The sequence below is a fragment of the Micromonospora sp. WMMD712 genome, from assembly GCF_029581295.1.
Lineage (GTDB): Bacteria > Actinomycetota > Actinomycetes > Mycobacteriales > Micromonosporaceae > Micromonospora > Micromonospora carbonacea.
Genome location: NZ_CP120743.1, coordinates 1,953,162 through 1,973,239 on the forward strand (window position 1 = coordinate 1,953,162; position 20,078 = coordinate 1,973,239).

Annotated in this window: 12 protein-coding genes; 2 read left to right on the forward strand and 10 right to left on the reverse strand. The window is 74.8% G+C overall.

The window, feature by feature from the left end:
* Positions 1 to 52: 52 nt before the first annotated feature.
* Both O7633_RS08105 and O7633_RS08110 read right to left on the reverse strand, forming a co-directional pair.
* Positions 53 to 733 (reverse strand): response regulator transcription factor, encoded by a 681-nt coding sequence (locus O7633_RS08105; protein WP_074474103.1) that lies wholly within the window; start codon positions 731 to 733, stop codon positions 53 to 55.
* The gene (locus O7633_RS08110) at positions 730 to 1,959 is read right to left on the reverse strand and encodes a histidine kinase (RefSeq protein ID WP_282327127.1); all 1,230 of its coding nucleotides are present in this window, start codon (positions 1,957 to 1,959) and stop codon (positions 730 to 732) included. The genes O7633_RS08105 and O7633_RS08110 overlap by 4 nt, the downstream gene beginning before the upstream one ends.
* A 184-nt stretch (positions 1,960 to 2,143) precedes the next feature.
* On the opposite strand from O7633_RS08110, the gene O7633_RS08115 reads away from it, so the two are divergent.
* Both O7633_RS08115 and O7633_RS08120 read left to right on the forward strand, forming a co-directional pair.
* Positions 2,144 to 4,309: an MMPL family transporter gene (locus O7633_RS08115; protein WP_282327129.1), complete on the forward strand. Its 2,166-nt coding sequence runs from the start codon at positions 2,144 to 2,146 to the stop codon at positions 4,307 to 4,309.
* A gap of 33 nt (positions 4,310 to 4,342) precedes the next feature.
* Positions 4,343 to 5,212, forward strand: a complete 870-nt coding sequence (locus tag O7633_RS08120) for an alpha/beta hydrolase (RefSeq protein WP_282327131.1) — start codon at positions 4,343 to 4,345, stop codon at positions 5,210 to 5,212.
* Positions 5,213 to 5,255: 43 nt separating this feature from the next.
* Here O7633_RS08120 and O7633_RS08125 read toward each other — a convergent pair whose 3' ends face one another.
* The 8 genes from O7633_RS08125 to O7633_RS08160 form a co-directional block, all read right to left on the reverse strand.
* Positions 5,256 to 10,529 (reverse strand): type I polyketide synthase, encoded by a 5,274-nt coding sequence (locus tag O7633_RS08125; protein WP_282327133.1) that lies wholly within the window; start codon positions 10,527 to 10,529, stop codon positions 5,256 to 5,258.
* Between the two features lie 74 nt (positions 10,530 to 10,603).
* Positions 10,604 to 11,647, reverse strand: a complete 1,044-nt coding sequence (locus O7633_RS08130) for a ketoacyl-ACP synthase III family protein (protein WP_282327135.1) — start codon at positions 11,645 to 11,647, stop codon at positions 10,604 to 10,606.
* Between the two features lie 471 nt (positions 11,648 to 12,118).
* Positions 12,119 to 13,390, reverse strand: coding sequence for an MFS transporter (locus O7633_RS08135; RefSeq protein WP_282327136.1), 1,272 nt, complete (start codon positions 13,388 to 13,390; stop codon positions 12,119 to 12,121).
* A gap of 5 nt (positions 13,391 to 13,395) precedes the next feature.
* A complete protein-coding gene (locus O7633_RS08140; protein ID WP_282327138.1) occupies positions 13,396 to 14,556 on the reverse strand; it encodes an insulinase family protein in 1,161 nt (386 codons plus the stop codon).
* 41 nt (positions 14,557 to 14,597) lie between these two features.
* Positions 14,598 to 15,263 carry a nitroreductase family protein gene (locus O7633_RS08145; RefSeq protein WP_282327139.1) on the reverse strand — a complete coding sequence of 222 codons (666 nt, stop codon included), beginning with the start codon at positions 15,261 to 15,263 and terminating at the stop codon, positions 14,598 to 14,600.
* A gap of 10 nt (positions 15,264 to 15,273) precedes the next feature.
* Complete coding sequence (locus tag O7633_RS08150) at positions 15,274 to 17,067, reverse strand: YcaO-like family protein (RefSeq protein ID WP_282327140.1); 1,794 nt, start codon at positions 17,065 to 17,067, stop codon at positions 15,274 to 15,276.
* Positions 17,064 to 18,248: a radical SAM protein gene (locus O7633_RS08155; RefSeq protein WP_282327141.1), complete on the reverse strand. Its 1,185-nt coding sequence runs from the start codon at positions 18,246 to 18,248 to the stop codon at positions 17,064 to 17,066. Before O7633_RS08155 ends, O7633_RS08150 begins: the two co-directional genes overlap by 4 nt.
* Complete coding sequence (locus tag O7633_RS08160; protein WP_282327142.1) at positions 18,245 to 20,056, reverse strand: radical SAM protein; 1,812 nt, start codon at positions 20,054 to 20,056, stop codon at positions 18,245 to 18,247. The genes O7633_RS08155 and O7633_RS08160 overlap by 4 nt, the downstream gene beginning before the upstream one ends.
* Positions 20,057 to 20,078 lie beyond the last annotated feature (22 nt).

Consider the following 20,078-nt stretch of genomic DNA (forward strand, 5'->3'; position numbering starts at 1 on the left):
GTGTCCCGGTGCGGCCGGTCACCCGGCACGGGGCGCCGCCACGTCCGTGTCCTCACGTGTCGGGCAGGGGGTCGCCGGGCCGGACCAGGTGGTGCTGGTAGGCGAAGACCACCAGTTGGGCCCGGTCGCGCGCGCCCAGCTTCATCATCGTGCGGTTGATGTGCGTCTTGACCGTCAGCGGAGACAGGTGGAGCCGTTCGGCGATGGCGTCGTTGGACAGCCCGTGTGCGACCAGGAGCAGGATCTCCTTCTCCCGGCCGGTGACCAGGTCGAGCTCCGGGAGTTGCCGGGCCGGCGGCTGGAGGTGATGGATCAGCCGGCTGATCAACCCGCTGGTGGCCCGGGGCGACAGCAGCGCCTCCCCGCCGGCGACCACCCGGATGGCGTTGACCAGGTCGCCGGGCGCCACGTTCTTGCCCAGGAAGCCGCTCGCCCCGGCCTGGAGGGCGTAGATCACGTTGTCGTCGTCGTCGAAGGTGGTGAGCACCAGCACCCGCACGCCGGCGAGGCGTTCGTCGGCGCCGATGCGGCGGGTCGCCTCGATGCCGTCCAGGACGGGCATGCGGATGTCCATCAGCACGACGTCGACCCGGCTGCGGTGGCACAGGTCGACGGCTTCCCGGCCGTCGGCGGCCTCGCCGACGACCTCCAGGCCCGGCTCCGCATCGATGATCATCTTGAAGCCGGCACGGATGAGCGCCTGGTCGTCGGCCAGCAGCACGCGGATGCTCATGTCACCTGTCCCTCCGGTCGCCGGGCGGAAGCCCCGGGTGGCTGCGGGGCGTGGGGGTTGAGGCGGTTGACCGCCCGTTCGTCGGTGGGCAGCTCGGCGTGCACGCGGAACAGGCCGCCGTCGACCGGTCCGGCGACGATGGTGCCGTGCGCGGCCGCGGCCCGTTCCTGCATGCCGAGCAGCCCGAACCCGAAGCCGGTCCGGCGTCCGCCGGACCCGGCCGTCCGGTTGGTGACCTCGATGCGCACGGTGTCGGCGGTGTACTCCAGGTCCACGGTGGCGCCGCCGACGCCGTAGCGGTGGGCGTTGGTCAGCGCCTCCTGCGCGATGCGGTACGCGGCCAGGCTCACCACCGCCGGCAGCGGCCGGGGCTCGCCGTGCTGCCGGTGCCGCACGGCGAACCCCGTGGCGCGCAGCGCGGCCAGCAGCTCCGGCAGGCGTTCCACGCCGGGCGCCGGTTCGGTGCTGCGGGCCTCCTCCGGATCACGGAGCACACTGATCACCGACTTGATCTCCTCCAGCACGGTGTCGGCAGCGGTGCGGATGTGCCCGAGCACGGGCCACACCTTCTCCGGTTCGTTGCGCAGCACGTGGTTGGCGGCGCCGGCGTGCACGCTGATCACCGTGATGTGGTGGGCGACGACGTCGTGCAGCTCCCGGGCGATGCGCAGCCGCTCGTCCATCACCCGGCGGCGGGCCTCCTCCTCGCGGTTGAGCTCCGCCTGCCGGGCCCGCTCGGTCACCTCCGCGACGTAGGCCCGGCGCATCCGGACGGCGTCGCCCGCCGCCGCCCCGCCGAAGATGATCGCGAACGCGGTCAACTGGTCCGTGTTCCACCAGTCGGCGCGGTACACCACGAAACCGGTGAGCATGAGCGATCCCCACATGAGGGACGCGTAGACCCAGGGCCGACGACGCGGGCTGGCCAGCCCGGCGGAGTAGGTCAGCAGGCCCGCCACCAGGAACATCCCGTCCGGTGGGCGGCCCAGCGCGACGGTGAGCGCGAAGACGGCGCTGGCCGCCGGCACGACCGGCACGGGATGCCGGCGGCGCGCCAGGATCAGCACGGCGCACGCCGCCGCCAGCAGCGCCGTGCCGCGGTGCACCGCGTTCGGGCCCAGGTACAGCACCAGCGCACCCCCGGCCGCCGCGAGCAGCACGTCGCCCAGCGGGCCGCGGTAGCGGTCGAGGCGTCGGGGCCACCACTGCCTGATCGCCGCGTCCATGGTCACGACGGTAGTGCGGCAGGCCGGCCCCGATCGACCTGTTCCCGCGGTAGCGCCACGCCGCGTGCCTACCGCGTTCGCAGTACCCGGACGCCTGCGTCGGCGGGACGACGCGACCCGGTGCCGGACGGGATCGTGGAACCGCTCTCGGAACCGGGGCCGTACGACCGACGGAGGAACACTCGTGGCGACAATCCTGTACCGCCTGGGGCGGCTCTCCTTCCGGCGTCGCCGGCTGACGCTGGTCGTGTGGGCGCTCCTCCTCGGCCTGTTCGGCGTGGGGGCGGCCCAGCTGTCGGGGCCGACCAGCGACGAGTTGACCATCCCCGGCACCGAGTCGCTACAGGCGCTGGACGTGGTGGCGGACAGGTTCGGCGACGGCGGGGACACCGCCACGGCGAAGGTGGTGTTCACCGTCTCCGGCGACGCCGCGCTGACCGACCGGGAGCCGCAGGACGCCGTGCGGGCCACGCTCGCCGCCCTGCGCACGGCGCCCCAGGTCACGGCGGTCACCGACCCGTACCGGGCCGGAACGGTCGCACCGGACGGCAGGACCGGCTACGCCACCGTCGCCTACGCGGTGGACGCGACCGGGGTGGACGCCGCCTCCCGCGCGGCACTGCTCGCCGCCGGCGACGCCGCACGGCACGCCGGCCTCGGCGTCGAATACTCCGGAGAGGTCACCGAGCAGGCCGGAGCCGACGACGGCAGCGAGGCGCTCGGCATCCTCGTGGCCGCCGTCGTCCTGCTCGTCACCTTCGGCTCACTCGTCGCCGCGGGCCTGCCCGTGCTCACCGCGGTCGTCGGCGTCGCCGTCGGCCTGCTCGGCATCGAGATCGCCACCGGCTTCCTCGACCTGACCTCGAACACCGCCGACCTCGCCACCATGCTGGGCCTGGCCGTCGGCATCGACTACGCGCTGTTCATCCTGTCGCGCCACCGCCACGAGCTCGCCGCCGGCCACGACGGCGAGGAGGCCGCCGGCCGGGCTGCGGGCAGCGCCGGGTCCGCCGTGGTCTTCGCCGGCCTGACCGTCATCATCGCCCTGGCCGCGCTCGCGGTGATCGGGATCCCGTTCCTGGCCGCCATGGGCGTCGCGGCCGCCGCAGCCGTCGCCGTCGCCGTCGTGATCAACCTGACGCTGCTGCCGGCCCTGCTGGGCTTCGCCGGCCGCCGGGTCCTGCCCCGGGCCCAGCGCGACGGCAGGGGCGGCCGGCCCGCCGGCACCCCGTACGGCGAGCGCTGGGCGCGCGCCGTGCTCAGGCACCGCGTCCCGGCGCTGGTCCTGTCGGTCGTCGCCGTCGGTGTGGTCGCGCTCCCCGGGCTCGACCTGCGGCTGGCCCTGCCCGACGACAGCTCCGCCTCCCCCGCGTCCACCCAGCGCAAGGCGTACGACCAGCTCGCCGAGGGCTTCGGGGCGGGCGTCAACGGCCCCCTGCTCCTCGTGGTCGAGGCCCCCGCCGGCGCGGTCGCCGCCGCGGGCGAGCAGGCCCGGCAGCTCGCCTCCGGCCTCGACGGCGTGGTGCTCGTCACCCCGGCGACGCCGAACCGGGCCGGCGACACCGCCACCCTCACCGTGGTCCCCCGCGGCGGCCCCACCAGCGAGGAGACCAGGGAGCTCGTGCACGACCTGCGGGCCCGGCAGGCGGACTTCACGGCGGCGACCGGCGGCGCGACCCTGGCCGTCAGCGGCCGGACCGCCGTCGACATCGACGTGTCGGAGAAGATCAACGACGCGCTGCTGCCGTACCTGTCCGTCGTGGTCGGCCTCGCGTTCATCCTGCTGATGGTGGTGTTCCGCAGCATCCTGGTGCCGATCAAGGCGACGGTGGGGTTCCTGTTGTCGGTGGCCGCCTCGTTCGGCGCCCTGGTCTTCATCTTCCAGCAGGGCAACCTGGCCGGCGTCCTCGGCGTCGCGTCGACCGGCCCGATCGTCAGCTTCATCCCGATCTTCCTGATCGGCATCCTGTTCGGCCTGGCCATGGACTACGAGCTGTTCCTGATCATCCGGGCCCGGGAGGAGTTCGTGCGCGGGGCCGCACCGGACGAGGCCGTCGTGTCCGGCCTGCGCCACGGCGCGCGGGTCGTCACCGCCGCGGCACTGATCATGATGAGCGTCTTCGCGGGCTTCGTCCTCGTCGAGGACATCGTCATCCAGTCGCTCGGGTTCGCCCTCGCGTTCGGCGTCGCCGTCGACGCCCTGCTGGTCCGCATGACCATCGTCCCGGCCGTGCTGTCGCTGCTCGGCAGGTCCGCGTGGTCGCTGCCACGCTGGCTGGACAGGGCCCTGCCGAACGTCGACGTCGAAGGCGGGCGGCTCGCCGAGCGACTCGCCAGGAACGAGCACTGACCGGACCCGAGGAAGCGAGAACAGGAGCACACCGTGCCTTTCGTACGCTCGAACTCCGTCGACCTCTGCTACGAGACGTTCGGCGACCCCGCCGACCCGACGATGCTGCTCGTCATGGGCCTCGGCGAACAGCTGATCACCTGGCCCGACGGGTTCTGCGCGGCCCTCGCCGCCCGCGGCTTCCACGTGGTCCGGTTCGACAACCGCGACATCGGCCTGTCGACCTGGCTGGACCACCTCGGCGACGTCGACCTGCCCGCGCTGTTCGCCGGCGACCCGTCCTCCGCGCGGTACGGGCTGTCCGACCTGGCCGCCGACACCATCGGTCTGATCGAGGCCCTCGGCGTGCGCCGGGCGCACCTGGTCGGCGTCTCGATGGGCGGCATGATCGCCCAGCTGGTCGCCGCCGAGCGGCCCGACCTCGTCGCCAGCCTCGCCTCGATCTCGTCGACCACCGGCGACCGCTCGGTCGGTCAGCCCACCCTCGACGACGTCTCCGTCCTGATGCCCCGGCCCGACGCCGACCACGAGGCCGCCATCGCCGCGGACGTCGCCCTCTACCGCCTGATCGGCTCGCCCGGTTTCGCGACCAGCGAGGAGGAGCGGGTCGCCAGCGCCGCCGCGAAGGTCCGCCGCGCCTACCATCCGGCCGGCACGGCCCGGCAGTTCGCCGCGATCGTCACGGCTGCGGACCGCACCCCGAGACTGCGGACGCTGAGCGTGCCCACCGTGGTCGTCCACGGCGAGGCCGACCGGATGGTCGACGTGAGCGGCGGCCGGGCGACCGCCGCCGCCGTCCCCGACGCGGAGCTGGTGCTGATCGCCGGCATGGGCCACGACCTGCCCGAGGGCGTGTGGGACCGGATCGTCGACGCCGTCGCCACCAACGCCGCCCGGGCCTGACGCACCGACCCGAGCGTCGCCAGGGCCCCGTCGCGCGGGCGGGTCAGGAGACCGCCGGGATCACCTCCCGCTCCCCGTCCCCGGCGGTCAACAGCTCGGTCAGGTGGTCGGCGATGGCGGTGACGGTCGGTTGGTGCCACAGCAGGGTCGCCGGGAGCACGTGGCCGAACCGGCTCTCCAGGCTCCGCCGTACGACGATGGTCATCACCGAGTCCAGGCCCTGCTCGGACAGGGAGCGGCGGGGGTCCAGCGCCTCGCCGGACAGCCCCGTCTCGGCGACGATCCGTTCGGTGACCTCCGCCAGGAGGCGGCTGCGCAGCTCCTCGGGGGTCAGGCCGCTGAGGTCGACGACCTCGGCCGGTCCGGCCTGCGCCGGGTCGGCCGCGCCGGCGTCGGCCACCGTCTCGGCCAGCACGACGGGCCGGTCCATGCCGGGTTCCACGGGCAGGACCCGCAGCACGGTGCACTGCCCCGCGCCATGACGGTACGCCCAGTCCCACGCGTCGAACGCCTCCCGGACGGAGATCGCGCCCACCCCGCGGGCCCGCAGTTCGAGGTCGACGACCTCGTTGACCGACATGCCCTTGGACCGCCACGACGTCCAGCCGAGGCTGAGGGTGACGTCGCCGTCGGTGGCCTGCCGGAACGCCGCCAGCGCGTCCAGGAAGACGTTGGCCGGCCCGTAGGTGCCCTGGCCGGGCAGCCCGAGCAGCTGCCCGCACGACGAGAAGAGCACGAGGAAGTCGAGGGTGCCCGGCGGGAACAGCTCGTGCAGCGTCCACGCGCCCGCGACCTTCGGCCGCAGGACCGTGCGCACCGACTCCTCGTCGACGTCGGCGAGCATCCGGTTGTCGAGCACACCGGCGGCGTGGACGACGCCACGGATCGGGGGGAGCCCCAGCGCGTCGGTGTCGAGCAGCGCGGCGGCCCGCTCGGCGTCGCCGATGTCCAGGGCGACCGAGTGGACGGTGACGCCGAGCGCCTCCAGGTCGCGCACCACCCCGATCTGCGCACGCTGGCCGTCGTCGGCCGGGTCGTCCCAGGTGGCCCGTGGCGGCAGCGCGCGGCGACCGGTCAGCACCAGGCGTCGGGCGCCCCGCTCGACCAGCCACCGGGCGACCTCCAGCCCGAGCGCGCCCAGCCCACCGGTGACCAGATAGGTGCCGTCCGCCCGGCAGGTGAACGGCGCACGGGTCGGCGCGCCGTCCACGGCGGTGATCCGCGCGACCTCGAAGCCACCGTCGCGCACCGAGACCACGTCCTCGGCCGGGGCCGCCCCGAACAGGCGGAGCACGAGGTCGGCGGGCACCTCGTCGGCGCACGGGACGTCCAGGGTGCCGCCCCACAGCTGCGGAAGCTCGCTGCGCAGCACCCGCCCGAGCCCCCACAGCGGGGCCAGCGCAAGGCCGGCCCCGGTGCGGCCGTCCCGCACCCCCGTGGTCAGGCACCACAGCCGCGGCGCCTGCGCCGGCGGTCCGCCGGCGAGGTGCTGTGCCACCGACGCCAGCAGCCAGGTGGCGCGGGTCGCCGCCTCGGCGGGCGGGTCGTCGGACACCGCCGGCAGCAGCAGCACGTCCGTCCACGCGCCCGGCGCCGGCACCAGCCGGGCGAGGGCGGCGGGGTCGGGCACCACGCGTACCGGCGCCCCGGCCGCCGACAGGCGCTCCCGCCAGTCGTCCGCCGCCCGCGCGTCGGCAGCGACCAGGACCACCTCGCGGCGGTACGGCTGCCCGTCCGCCTCCGCGAGCTCCAGCTTCCGCCACCCGGTCCCGTGGACCAGGTGCTGCGGCGCCACGGAGTCGGCCGTGACGTCCGGCATGCCCGCGTACCGCAGGCCGGCCAGCGTGGCCAGGACGGCACCGTGTCCGTCGCTGATCGACACGTCCACGAGGTCCGGGCCGGCGTCGCCCACGACGACGTCGATGACGGCCGTCTCCGGCGGCTCGCCGACGATGCGCACCTCCCGTACCCCGGCGACCATGCGCAGGGCGGGCGCCGGATCCGCCACCGGGGCGACGGACAGGGCGGCGTCGAGCATCGGCGCCCACGTGCCCGCCGGGTGCCCGGGCCGCTCGGCACGGACCCGGGCGCGGAGCCCGCGGGGGCCGCGGCGCAGCTCCTCGACGGTCCAGTCGAAGGCCATGGTGGGTACGCCCACCGAGGCGAGGTGCCGCGCGACGGCAGCCGGGTCCTCGGCGGTGGTCTCCAGGCCGTCCGGCGGCGACGACGGGGGCGGCGCGACGGGCGACGCCGGGACCAGTGCGCTGGTGTGCACGAGCCAGGGCCGCTCGGTGCCGGTGCCGTGGTCCTGATCCTGCGCCTGGGAGGCCAGCCGCAGCACGCCGTCGGCGTAGCTGACCTGGACCTCGCGGTGCTCGTCGGTGAGCGGCACCCGGAGGGAGACGTCCCTGAGCACGGGCCCGGCCCCGCCGTCCGCAGCGGCCCGCAGCAGCGTGTTGATCAGGACGGCGGCGGGGACGATCTCGACGCCGTTGATCGTGTGGCTGCCCGGGTACGGCCGGCAGGACCCGTCCAGCAGGGTCCGCCACAGCCGCATGCCGTGTCCGCCGACGGGAACCTCGGTGCCGAGCAGGGTGTGCGAGTCGACGTCGTGGCAGAGCCCGGCCCCGGCGCCGCCGGGCCGGGTGTCCCGCCAGAGCGGGCGGCGCTGCCAGGCGACGGTGGGCAGGGCGGCCAGCCCGCCCGCCGGCTGCAACGTCGCCCAGTCGAGCGCGACGCCGCGGCAGTACAGGGCCCCGGCGTTGGCCAGCAGCGTCGCCCGTTCGGGCTGGTTGCGCCGCAACGACGTGCCGACGAAGGCGTCGCCGTGCGGGTCCGCCAGCGTCTCCCTGACCGAGTGGGCCACGACCGGATGGCTGGAGATCTCCACGAACGTGCGGTGTCCGTCCTCGGCCGCCGCCAGGACCGCCGCGGCGAGCCGTACCGGGTTGCGCAGGTTGGCGGCCCAGTAGGTGCCGTCCACGAACGGCGTGGCGCACGGCTGCGGCATCGAGGTGCTGTACATCGGGATCCGCGGCGGTGCGGGCGACAGGCCGGACGCCGCCTCGGCGAGCTCGGCGAGCAGCGGGTCCATGTGCGGGCTGTGGAAGGCGACGTCGGAGGCGACGCGCCGGACGTCGACGTCCTCGGCGGCCCACCGCCCCATGACCTCCTCCACCGCGGCGGGGTCGCCGGCGACCACTGTCGACACGGGCGAGGAGGCGATGGCGGCCACCACGTCGGTGCGTCCGGACAACCGGCGGGTCACCTCGTCGAAGCCCAGCCCGACCATCGCCATGGCGCCCTGCCCGGCGATCCGGCGCAGCAGCCGCGACCGCCGGCAGATCAGCACGCCGCCTTCCTCCAGCGTCAGCGCGCCGCTGACGACCGCCGCGGCGATCTCGCCGACGGAGTGCCCGATGACGGCGTCCGGCGTGACGCCGTAGGAGTTCCAGACCGCCGCGAGGCCGACCTGCAGCACGAAGATCATCGTCTGGATCCGGTCGACCTCCACGAGGTCGCCCTCGGCGAGGACCGACCGCGGCGAGAAGCCGATCTCGCGCGTGAAGACGGGGGCCAGCGTGTCGACGACGGTGGCGAAGGCCGGTTCGGTGGCGAGCAGTTCCCGGCCCATCCCGGTCCACTGGGAGCCGTGCCCCGAGAAGACCCAGACCACGCCCCTGCCCGGCCCGGGAGGCACGACGCCGGAGACGGTCCCCTCCCCCGGCCTGCCGTCGGCGACGTGGCGCAGCCGCGTGACGAGTTCCTCCCGGCCGGCCGCCACCACCGCCGCCCGGCGGCCGAGGTGCGACCGCCGCAGCGCCAGGGTGTGCCCCACGTCGGCGAGCGTTCCCCCGGCGGCGGGGTCCGACAGCCACGCCGCCAGGTCATCCGCCTGCTCCCGCAGCGCGGCCTCCGACGCCGCGGACAGCGGGAACAGCAGCCCTGCGGCGGTCGCCCCCGTCGGCGCGGGCTCCGGCCGGGCCGGCTGCGGGGCCTCTTCCAGCACGAGGTGGGCGACGGTTCCGCCGTACCCGAAAGCGGACACCCCGGCCCGGCGTGGATGGTCGGTCCGGGGCCAGGCGGTCGGTTCGGTGACCACGCGCAGACCGGCGTCGTCCCAGTCGATCGCGGGGTTGCCGGTGGTGTGGTGCAGCGTCGGCGGTATCTCGCCGTGGCCCAGCGCGAGAACCGCCTTGATGACCCCGGCCACGCCCGCGCCGGCCTCGAGGTGGCCGATGTTGGACTTGACCGAGCCGATCAGGCACGGCCGGCCGGGTTCCCGGCCCGCGCCGTACACGGCGCTCAGGGCGGAGGCCTCCAGCGGATCGCCGAGCCTGGTGCCCGTGCCGTGGGCCTCGACGTAGTCGACGGACCGCGGGTCCACCCCGGCCTGCGCGCAGGCGCGGGCCAGCACGTGCCGCTGCGCCTGCGCGTTGGGCGCCATGATGCCGTTGGTACGCCCGTCCTGGTTGACGGCGCTGCCCAGAATGGTCGCCAGCACCCGGTCGCCGTCCCGGCGCGCGTCGTCGAGGCGCTTGAGCACCAGGACGCCCGCGCCCTCGCCGCGCCCGTACCCGTCCGCCGAGCTGTCGAACGACTTGCACCGCCCGTCCGGGGCCGTGGCTCCCGCGGCGTCCAGGGTGAGGGTGAGGCCCGGGGAGACGACGAGGTTGACGCCGGCGGCCAGCGCCACCGGGCTCTCGCCCGTCCGCACGCTCTGGCAGGCCAGGTGCAGGGCCACCAACGACGCCGAGCACGCCGTGTCGACGGCCAGGCTCGGCCCCCGCAGGTCCAGGGCGTACGAGATCCGGTTGGCCACCGCGCACATGGCGGAGCCGATGCCGGTCCACGCCTCGATGGTGGGCAGGTGCTCCAGGAGCCGCCGCCCGTAGTCGTCGGAGCCGACGCCCACGAAGACGCCGGCGTCGCTGGCCGCCAGGGAGTGCGGGGGGATGCCGGCGTGCTCGAGCGCCTCCCAGGCGACCTCCAGCAGCAGCCGCTGCTGGGGGTCCATCAGCTCGGCCTCGCGGGGGCTGAGCCCGAAGAACTCGGCGTCGAAGCCCTCGATGTCCGGCAGGAAGCCGCCCCAGCGGGTGGCCCGCCGCAGCGCGGCGGCGAAGTCGCCCCCCAGGTCGGCGTAGGGCTGCCACCGCCGTTCCGGCAGGAGGCCGATGCCGTCGCGGCCGGCGCGCAGCATCTCCCAGTAGCTCGCCGGGCTCGTGGCGCCGCCGGCGAACCGGCACCCGACGCCGATCACCGCCACCGGACCGGTGTCGGCCGGCGAGGATTGTCCGGGGCCTTCCGTAGCGACCATTGGCGTGTCTCACCTTCTGACGACGGGGCGTCGTTCCCCGCGCGCCGGACTGACCGACAGGGGCGGATGCCGGCTCAGCCGAGCCAGGACGGGCGGTGCAGGATCTTGACGACGGCGCTGCACGCGGTCATTCCGGGGCCGAGGCCGAACAGCAGCACGTGGTCCCCCGCGCCGATCTCCCCCGTGGTCAGCAGGTGGTCCAGGGAGACGACCTGGTCGCTGGCGCCGATGTGCCCGACGGTGCGGCCGAAGTCCCACGTCGACCGGGACAGGGGCAGCCCGAGCATCGCAAGGTAGCGGTTCTCGATGATCTCCCGGGAGAAGTTCATGACGGCGATACGGCTGACGTCGTCGATCGTGATGCCCGCCTCGGCGAGGTTCCGCCCGATGACGTCGGGGACCGTCTGGTACACCCGGTCCCACACCGCGGTGCTTCCCGTCTCGGCCATGGCCTTCGCGTTGAAGGACTCGCCCCGGCCGGCGAGGTCGAGGTCCCGGCCGACGAGGCAGCCGGGCGGGAACAGCGCTTCGCCGCTGCGGTGCACCTCCTCCGCCTCGGGGACGGTCGTCGTGCACACCGAGAGCAGCTGGGCGAACCCGGGCTCCCTGCCCAGCAGCACCGCGCAGGCGGCGTCGCCGAGGACGAAGCCCGCGCCCGTGCGCCACCTGTCGATCAGCGGGGTGCCGAAGTTGTCGGATGCGACGAGCAGGGCCGACTCCCGTTCGCCGTCGGCGCGCAGGTAGCTGGCGGCCAGCTCCAGCGCCCCGAACATGCCGTTGCAGCCCTGCCGGATCTCGATCCCGAGGGCCCGGTCGCAGCCGAGGTTGCGCTGGATGAAGAACTGCGGCTGCCAGCCGTCCGGGCCCTGGTGCCAGGAGTCCGCGTACAGGATGAGATCGGTGTCCTCCGGCCGCTGGCCGCACCGCTTGAACGCCTCCTGGGCCGCCGCGAGCGCCATCTCCGGGGCCGAGATCATGCCCGCGACCGCGGCGCCGCCCAGATCGTGCGCCTCGACCTCGTCGCGCGGGTACAGGCCCCGTCGCACGGCCTGCTCGACGCTCACCGTCTGCGGCAGGAACACTCCGAGCCCTTTGAGATACACATCGGACGTACGCACCGTGCCTCCTTCGATTCGACGATCATGAGCGGGCGGATCACCGGCGGGCCGGGAGCGCCGGGGGACGCGCCGCCCAGCGGCTCACCAGGCGGCGCGGTCCGCGGCCATTGCGCCGGCGCTGACCGTTGTCGAACGTGCGGTGCGGACTCGGGGAGGACGGGACGTCGGGGGCGCCCGGGGACGGGACCGGGCGGAGGGTCGGCGGGCGGCTCAGGCGGGTCGGCGCCACGGACGACCCCGCGGTGGCGACGTCGTCCTCCGGCCCGTCGGGAATTCTGTGGAGACAGATCCGTTCGCGCCCGCCTCGACGTCCCGACCGCGTGCCGCCCAGCAGTTCATGTCAGCTCCAGTGCCAGACTCGGTCGTGACGAGGCCGGGAACCGGGCACCCACGGAAAGCACGTCGCCCGCCCCCTCGCCGATCCAGATCTCCGTGCACACTCCTCCGCACCGACCAGGGTAGGTCGGTCCGCTAAAGCCGATCTAATATCGATTTTTCGTGATGCGTGGGACGGGGAGTCGTCGGGTCCTCGTCGGACCGTTCCGGTCGCCGCGGCGACCGGACGAACGGGCCGCACACGGCCACCACCAGCAGGCCCAGGCCGACGAACAGCCCGCCCAGCGGCAGCGCGTCACCGAGCAGCCCCGCGGTGGCCGCGCCCAGGATGGTCGCCACCCCCACCCCGAGCCGCAGCACGCTGCTCGTCCGGCCGAGCTCGCCGCGGGCCACCACCCGCTGGCGGTAGGTGGCCGCCAGGACGGCGGCCCAGACCGCGGCGGCGAGGTTCAGCGCGAGCAGGGCACCGATCACCGGCACCCCGGCGCCCAGCGGCAACAGCGCGAAGGAGAGCCCGAAGGCGACGTTCGCCACCCACATGCTCCGCCAGATCGGGACACGGTCCCCGTAGCGGGAGACGAGCCAGCCGCCGACGACCCCGCCGACCGCGCCGACCGCGAGCACGTACCCGTAGTGGGCGATGGGCAGCCGCCGGTCGGTGACCACGAAGACGGCCAGCACGGAGAGCACCGCCGCCGCCGCGAGCGCCCGGGTCACCGCGAAGACGAAGAACCAGCGCAGGACGGCGTCACCGAAGGTCACCCGGAAGCCGGCCGCGAGCTGCGCAGCCATGCCGGCGGGTCGCGGGGACGGGCTGGACATCTCGCGCTGCCCGGTCCGCCGGGCTGGCACCCGTGCGTTGCACAGGGCCGCGGCGCCGAACGACACGGCGTCGACCAGGAACGGGAGGGCCGGCGCGAGCCCGAACAGGAAGGCGCCGGCACCGGGCCCGGCGAGGCTGTTCGCCGTCGTGGTGATCGACGCGACCCGGCCGTTGACCACCCCCAGGTCGGCCCCGTCGAGCGCGTCGGCGAGGAACACCTGGACCGCGCTGAAGTAGACGACCTCCGCCGCGGCGAGCACGAAGACCAGCGCGTAGACCCACCACACGGAGACCGCGCCGAGCACCAGGGCCACGGTGAACACCGTCGCCACGACGGCCCGCGCCAGGTCGACCAGGACGACGACCGCCTTCGACGGGTAGCGGTCGGAGAGCAGGCCACCGAAGAGCACGAAGAGCACACCGGGAACGCTGTTGACCACGTACGCCGTGGACAGGCTGTCCGTCCCCGCGCCGACCGACAGCAGGAGCAGCGGCAGCGCGGTGTAGCGGAAGCCGTCGCCCAGGGCGGAGAAGCTGGTGGCGGCGAGGATCAACCGGCCGGCGCGGCCTCCGGGGCGGGGCACCGCCGTCACCGCCGGCGGACCAGGACCGCGGGCCCGGCCGGCGCGACGTGGTCGCGGACCAGGGCCCGGATCGCCTCCGGCGTGCTGTCGCGCAACGTCTCCGGCGTGTCCACGCCGGCGTCGACGGCGAGGAGACCGGCCCGGGCGTCGTGCTGCGCGAGCGTCTTCGGCTCGTCCAGGTACGCGCCCAGGTAGCCGGCGCCGGCGGTGGCCAGGCTCGCCGGGTCGACCTCGTGCCGCAGCACGTCGAAGGAGCGTTCCAGCAGCCGGCAGACGTCCGCGGCGACCTCGCCCCGGCACTCGGTGACGGCGACCACCACGGCCCGGTCGGCGAGGAACTCCTGCCGGTACTCGACCGAACGGATCGCGTGCCGGCGCTTGAGCTCCCGCTGGATCTCGACGGTCAGCCCCCGGTCGAGCGCCCCGTTGAGGCAGTGCCCCGCCGCGGCGTGCGGAGACCGCCGGCCCGGCACCTCCCGGGCGCAGCACACCACCACCCGCTCGGCCTCCGGGACGTCGCGCGGCACCGGGGACGCCGTGAACGGCGTCCAGGGCAGTTCGGGGAGCGGGACCGCGTCCCCCGGCTTCGGCTCGGTGTAGCGGCCGGAGCCCCGCCACGGGTCGCGGGGACCGACCGCGCTCAGGTGGGCGCCGAGGCCGACCGCCGCGCGCTGCCAGTCGCGCAGCTGGTCGACGCCGAGCCCGGCCAGGTCCTCGACCGGGCCGGAGAGCGGCCGGGCGGCCCAGCTGCCCGGCGCGTACCTGTCGAACACCAGGGGCCACAGCCGGGGCATCAGCTCGAAGCGCCGCTCCGCCAGCTCCTCGCGGATGACCGGCAGCTCCTCGGCGACGAGGCGGGCGGTGACCTGGAAGTCGAGCCACCACCGTTCGAGCAGGGCGACGATGCCCGGCGCGGCCTCGGGCGCGCAGACGACGTCGACCTGCATGGTCTCCCGTGAGGTGAACATGCCCAGCCGGGCCCCGCGCAGCGGCGAGTCCGGCGGTTCGCTCTCCACCCGACGGAACAGCAGGTGCTCCAGCAGATGGCTGGTGCCGGTGGGCGCGCCCACCAGTTGTTCCAGCGCCGGCCCGCCGACCGTGGCCAGGCAGAGGTAGGTGTTGGCCAGTGGGCGTTCGAGCCAGCGGTGGGTGATGGTCGGCCGCATCGGGTCCTCCTGGTGTGTGCGGGGTGGTCGCGGGGCCCGCCTCAGCGGCCCAGCGCGATGAGGTACAGCGGCAGCTGGTCCGCTCCGCGCAGACCGAGGGTCCCGGCGAGGCCCTCGTCGTCGAACGCGCCGACCGGCAACGCGCGCAGGCCGGCCCGGGCGGCCGCGTCGAGCAGGCACTGTGCCAGGTGCCCGGCCTCCAGCAGCAGGTAGCGGTAACCGCGCAGGCCGTAGCGCTCCTGGTAGCGCGGCTGGCGGGCGGTCAGCACCACCCAGTTCGGCGCGCCGGACACCTGGTCGAAGGCGTTCGCCCGCACCGCGCCGGGATCGACCACGCCGACCGTGGGCTGGTGGTCGCCGGCGCAGGCCAGCACCGTGCCGGCGTGCGACTGCACGAGGTGCCCGCGGACCGCGTACAGGCCCCCCGCCGACGGATACCCGCGCCGTCCGTCGCGGTCCCGGCCGAACACCTCCCCGGTCACCGCGCGGGCCGCCGCGTCGACCTCCGGGTCGGCCGGGCCGAAGTGCCGTGCCGACGGCGTCCGCGCCACCGTCGGACGCCGGCCGGGCTGCTGCCGGGGCACCCGCAGGGTGGCGACCGGCGGGCCCTCCGGCGGCAGCCGGGTGAGGTCGTGGAACACCAGGGCCGCCGACCGTGGGTCGGTCGTCGCGCCGTCGGCGGTGAACTCCCGGTCAGGGTCTCGCACCGGCACCGCCTCAGCCCGTCTGGAACAGCCGCAGCAGTCCGGCGCCCCGGACGGCCGCCGGGTCCAGCAGCCGCTCGGGCAGCGGCCCGCCGGGGATCGGAAGGTCGGCCGCGACGGGTGAGACGACCTTGCGCACCACGATGCCCTCCGCGCGCAGTCCGGGGGTGTCGAGGTCCACGCTCACCGCCCGGTAGTGCCGCCGCAGCCGGTCGAAGTGGAAGTCCGCCTCGAACGCGGCCACGCCGGCCCGGTCCAGCGGGTCCGCCGCCACCGGCGCGGCCAACGGCGCCGGCGCGTCGGCCGGTACGCCCCGGTGGTGCAGCATCAGGGCCTCCTCGAAGGCGTGGGCGGCGGCCTCGGCGACGGTGGGCGCGGCGGCGCAGCCGCCGACGTGCGCCGCCCCGGTGTCCGGGTCGTGCAGCGTGACCACGCAGACCGGCACCAGCGGGTCGGCGCACAGGTACAGGTGGGGATCCCGCCCGAGCTGCCGGGCGACCTGGTCCAGCTCCCGGGCCCAGACGCCCGGTTCCAGCCGGTGCAGCCGCCCGGCGGGCCAGTGGCGTACCACCAGGTCGCGCTCCGCCACCTCGAGCAGCCCGCCCTGCTCGGCGAGCAGGGCGCTGGTGTGGGCCGCGGTGCCGGTGCTGGTGCGCGGGGCGCACGGGCGGTCACCGGCCACGGCGGGGACGAGGCAGGCCACCTCGGTCGGCACCCAGCACGACCGTCCGTCCACGAGCGAGGTCGCCGGTGTCCACGGCCGGGGCGCGCGCGGGTCCACGGCCGGATAGGGGAAGTCCGCCGCGGCCCGCTGCCCGTCGGTGAACGGCTGCGGGACCACGACGGGCTGGCCTGCCGGCAGGTCCTCGCGGGCGCAGGTGGAGGTGCGGGCCGGCCGGCGGTTGAGCGCGAACCGTTCGGCGGCCTCCAGCGCCGCCCGGGCGGTGGCGAGGCCCGCCAGCGGGGAGACCGCGGCGGACCGGACCGGGCGGACCGGATCGGTGGCCGCGCCGAACGCGACGGCCAAGGGAATCGCCGCGTCGGTCTCCTCGAGGTCCACCCAGGGCTGGAAGACCGGCCCGTCGACGCCTGCGGCGGCACCCGCCTGCCGCACCGAGCGCGGCGGCCGGACCCGCTGCCGCGATCCGGTACGCAGGTCGCGCAGGTGCACGTCGACGCCGTCCGGGTCGACCTCGCGGGCGGCCACCACCGCCGACACCACCGCGGCGGCCGGCGCGCGGCCGGCCGGGTGCACCAGCCGGTGGTCGCCGTCGACCCGACCCGCAAGGTGGGGGTCGAGCTGTCCCAGCACCGACCAGAGCCAGCCGTGATCGGTGCGGTTCCGGACCACCGGCCCCACGACCAGCCAGCGGCCGAGCACGAGGACCGGTTGGTGCACGACGGCGCCGGCGAGGTCCGCCAGCGCGGCGGCCCACGGCCGGGGCCGGTGCGCGCACGCCGCCACCGGGACCGCGTCGGCCGGGACGCCCCGGCAGGCCGCGACCAGATCGCCGGCCGCCGCCCAGCGGCCCAGCCGCCACCCCTCGTCGGGGCCGTCGAGGAAGATGTGCTCCGGCCGGGGGGCCGCCCTGTCGTCCCGCGCGCCGGTCGGCGGGGCCGGGTCGCCGCCGGCCAGCCTGCGGGCCTCGGCCAGCACCGCCGCCGGTGCCGCGGAGCGCAGCTGCCAGCCCCGCGCCCCGCGCCGGATCAGCGTCGCGGCACCCGCGTCGTCGACGCTGACGATGTCGCAGGCCGCAGCGACGCCTCGCCACGCTTCGAGGCCCCCCGCGACGGTGGGGACGGTCACGCCGGCTCCAGGCTGGCCCTGCTCGCCAACGCGTGCCAGTCGGTCGGCAGGTTCCCCCGGCTGCCGTGATCGCAGCCCGCGCAGATCGGGAACTCGGCGGGCCGACCGAGGAGTTCGGTACGCCAACGACTCATGATCGTGTCGGTGTCGTCCACGGTCAGGTTCGCGTAGCGGTGGCGGCTGCCGACGTCGTTGCTGCACGGCAGCAGGTCGCCGTCCCAGGCGACGAAGAGCGACTGCTTGCGGAACAGGCAGTGCGCCTGGTCGGCAGCGCCGGGCCGCGAGGTGAGCTGCATGATCGGCAAAGTGCCGCCGCGGCCCTGCACCTCGATCTGGCGGAACCTGCCCCGGGACAGGCCGCGTTCCTCGATCCAGCGGTGGAAGTCGTCCACCTCGTCCTGGTTGATGTCCATCTTGACGAAGTTGAGCGCCACCAGGTCGGGTGCCACCCGGATCGCGGCCTCCAGGTTGGCCACCGAGGCGTCCCGCTTGTCCCGCCCGAAGATGGTGGCGAACCGCTCCCGACGCAGGCTGTGGATCGACCACTTCAGCAACGACAGGCCGGCGTCGCGCAGCGCCGCCACGGTGTCGGCGCCCATCCGGAAGCCGTTGGTGACCGCGACGATCGGGAATCGTTCCTCCGGTCCGAGGGTCTCCCGCATCCGCCGGACCCACGGCACCAACTGCCGGTGCAGCGTGGGCTCGCCGATGCCCTGGAGGATGATGCCGGGCGCCTCGATCGCGGCGGCGAACTCCAGGAACCGCTCGAACGTCTCCTCGCTCATGTCGCCGAGTGGGCGCAGCTCCTGGCGCGGACACATCATGCAGTCCGCGTTGCACCTGTTGGTGATCTCCAACTCCAACGACGGTCGCGGCGTACGGATGGCCGACACGTCCACCAGCAGCCCCACCTCGACCAGCGTGGCGAGCGTGCGGGCCAGGTCGTCGGCGCGTGACCCGGCGGAGAGGATCAGCGCGGCGGTGGACTGCGGGTGTTCGAACCGGCCGAGCAGGCGGGTGATCCGGTCGGTGGCGGCCACGCCCTGCTTCGCGCCCCGCCAGAGGTCGAGCCGGCGGTAGACCCGGGGGGTGTCGTCGGTGTACCGCCGGGTGCCGGTGAGCTTGACGAACGGTGCCAGCACCAGCTCGGCCGGGAGGTCGCCGATGGTCTGTGTGGTCATGGGTTCACTCTCATCTTCCAGCGGTCGAGATCGACGGTGACCGTGCGGTCCAGCGACGGTGACCGGAAGGACTCGGCGGCCGGCTCGCCGGCGTCGTCCGGCACGTCCGGCCGCCCGTCCTGCGCCACGGCCATGAACATCGCGAAGGACCGGTCCACCGCCCGTTCGAAGATCGGGTCGAGGTCGGCGAACTCCGCGTGCAGCTCCGCCAGCCGGCGGTCCAGCCGCGCGCGTTGCCGGTCCGCCTCGGGGCCCGGGGCGTCGGCCGTCGTGTAGTTCTGCGCCAGGGCGTACGGCACGTGCGCCTCGAGCAGGTTGATCTGGTAGCGGGTGGGGTCGTTCCAGACGGGCGAGTCCCGTTCGAGCGCGAAGGTCCCGACCGACGCGTACGAGATGTGGTCCCGGTTGCGGCGGATCATCTCGAAGGTGGCGCGGGCCTCCTCGTCGGTCTCGCCGGGGAAGCCGATGAAGAACATCCAGCCGACCGGGATCCCGGCCTGCTTGAGCAGTTCGGCGTGCCGCTCCACGTCGGTGAGCCGGATGCCCTTGCGCATCAGGTCGGCCACCCGCTGGGAACCGGCCTCGATGCCGTTGACCAGGAGCACGCAGCCGGAGTCGACCAGGCTGCGGACGGCCGCCTCGGTGAGCATCGGCTTGTCGACCCGCGCCTCGGCGGTCCACCGGAAACGCCGCTCGCCGGCCGGCGGGGGCGTCGTGGTCCCCGTCGGGACGTCCGCGATCGCGGCGAGCCGGCGGGCCAGGTCGTTGATCTCCCGTGGCGGGATGGCCTCGTCCACGAAGTACAGGTAGGAGCCGTCGACCGCGCTGATCGCCTTCAGGGCGTCGTCCACGGCGTCGGCGCCGAGCCGGAAGTACCCGTCGCCGTAGCCCTCGTGGTGGGTGCAGAACGCGCACTTCCCCCAGTAGCAGCCCTTGCTGGTCAGCAGCGGATAGATCGGCTCCGGGGTGGGATAGAGGTGGTCGAGGTCGGTGAAGTCGGGTGCCCCGGCCGGTGGACCGGTCTGCGGCGCGGCGCGGCGGTAGGCGACGACGCCGTCCCGGATCCGGGCGACGCCGTCGACGTCCACGTCGGTCGCCCCGTCGGCCAGGGCGGTCAGCAGCGCGGTGAGCGGCTCCTCGCCCTGGAAGGCCACCGCGTAGTCGACGTCGCGCCAGAACGAGGTGTCGTGCGCCAGCACCTCCCGCCGGACGTGGGTGACGGCGTTGCCCCCGATCACCACGACCGTTCCCGGCTGGTGTTCCTTGACCAGCCGGGCGGTGAGCAGGGCCGGCGCGAGTTGTTCGAGGTAGGCGGCGCTGAGGCAGACCACGGCGGAGTGCCGGTAGCGCCCGCCCCGGACGTCCTGCTCGAGCCACCGGCCGAGGACGGTGTGCCGGAGGCGGTCGACCAGGGTGGGCCAGTCCTGCTCGGGCGTGGGCACCGGCCGGGTCAGCCCGTGGTGCCGCAGGTCGTAGGAGAGCGCCAGGTCGGCGAAGCGCAGCGTCCGGGAGGCCCGGGAGACCGCGCGGGTGCTCCGGTAGGTCGCCAGGTCCCGCAGGGCGTGCCAGGCCGGTTTCCCGCGCGCCGCCAGGTACTCCAGGCTGAGCCGGACCCGCACCGGGGCCGAGGGGTCCACCGCCGCCGGGTCGACGCCGCCGGTCCACAGGGCATGGAAGAACCGGATGTTCGCGTCGTCGGTCCGGCAGGTCACCGTGCCGCTGGCGTGCAGGTGCCCCTTGAGCAGGAACGGAGCGAGGTAGGGCATGTGGTAGTAGGTGGCCGGGGGGAAGATCAGAGAGGTCTGCACAGCAAGGCTCTCCTCCGAGCGC

Coding starts and splice junctions, on each gene's coding strand:
- O7633_RS08155 (WP_282327141.1), bottom strand. CDS start 18,248: ATGACCACACAGACCATCGGCGACCTCCCGGCCGAGCTGGTGCTGGCA.
- O7633_RS08105 (WP_074474103.1), bottom strand. CDS start 733: ATGAGCATCCGCGTGCTGCTGGCCGACGACCAGGCGCTCATCCGTGCC.
- O7633_RS08140 (WP_282327138.1), bottom strand. CDS start 14,556: ATGCGGCCGACCATCACCCACCGCTGGCTCGAACGCCCACTGGCCAAC.
- O7633_RS08125 (WP_282327133.1), bottom strand. CDS start 10,529: ATGGTCGCTACGGAAGGCCCCGGACAATCCTCGCCGGCCGACACCGGT.
- O7633_RS08110 (WP_282327127.1), bottom strand. CDS start 1,959: ATGGACGCGGCGATCAGGCAGTGGTGGCCCCGACGCCTCGACCGCTAC.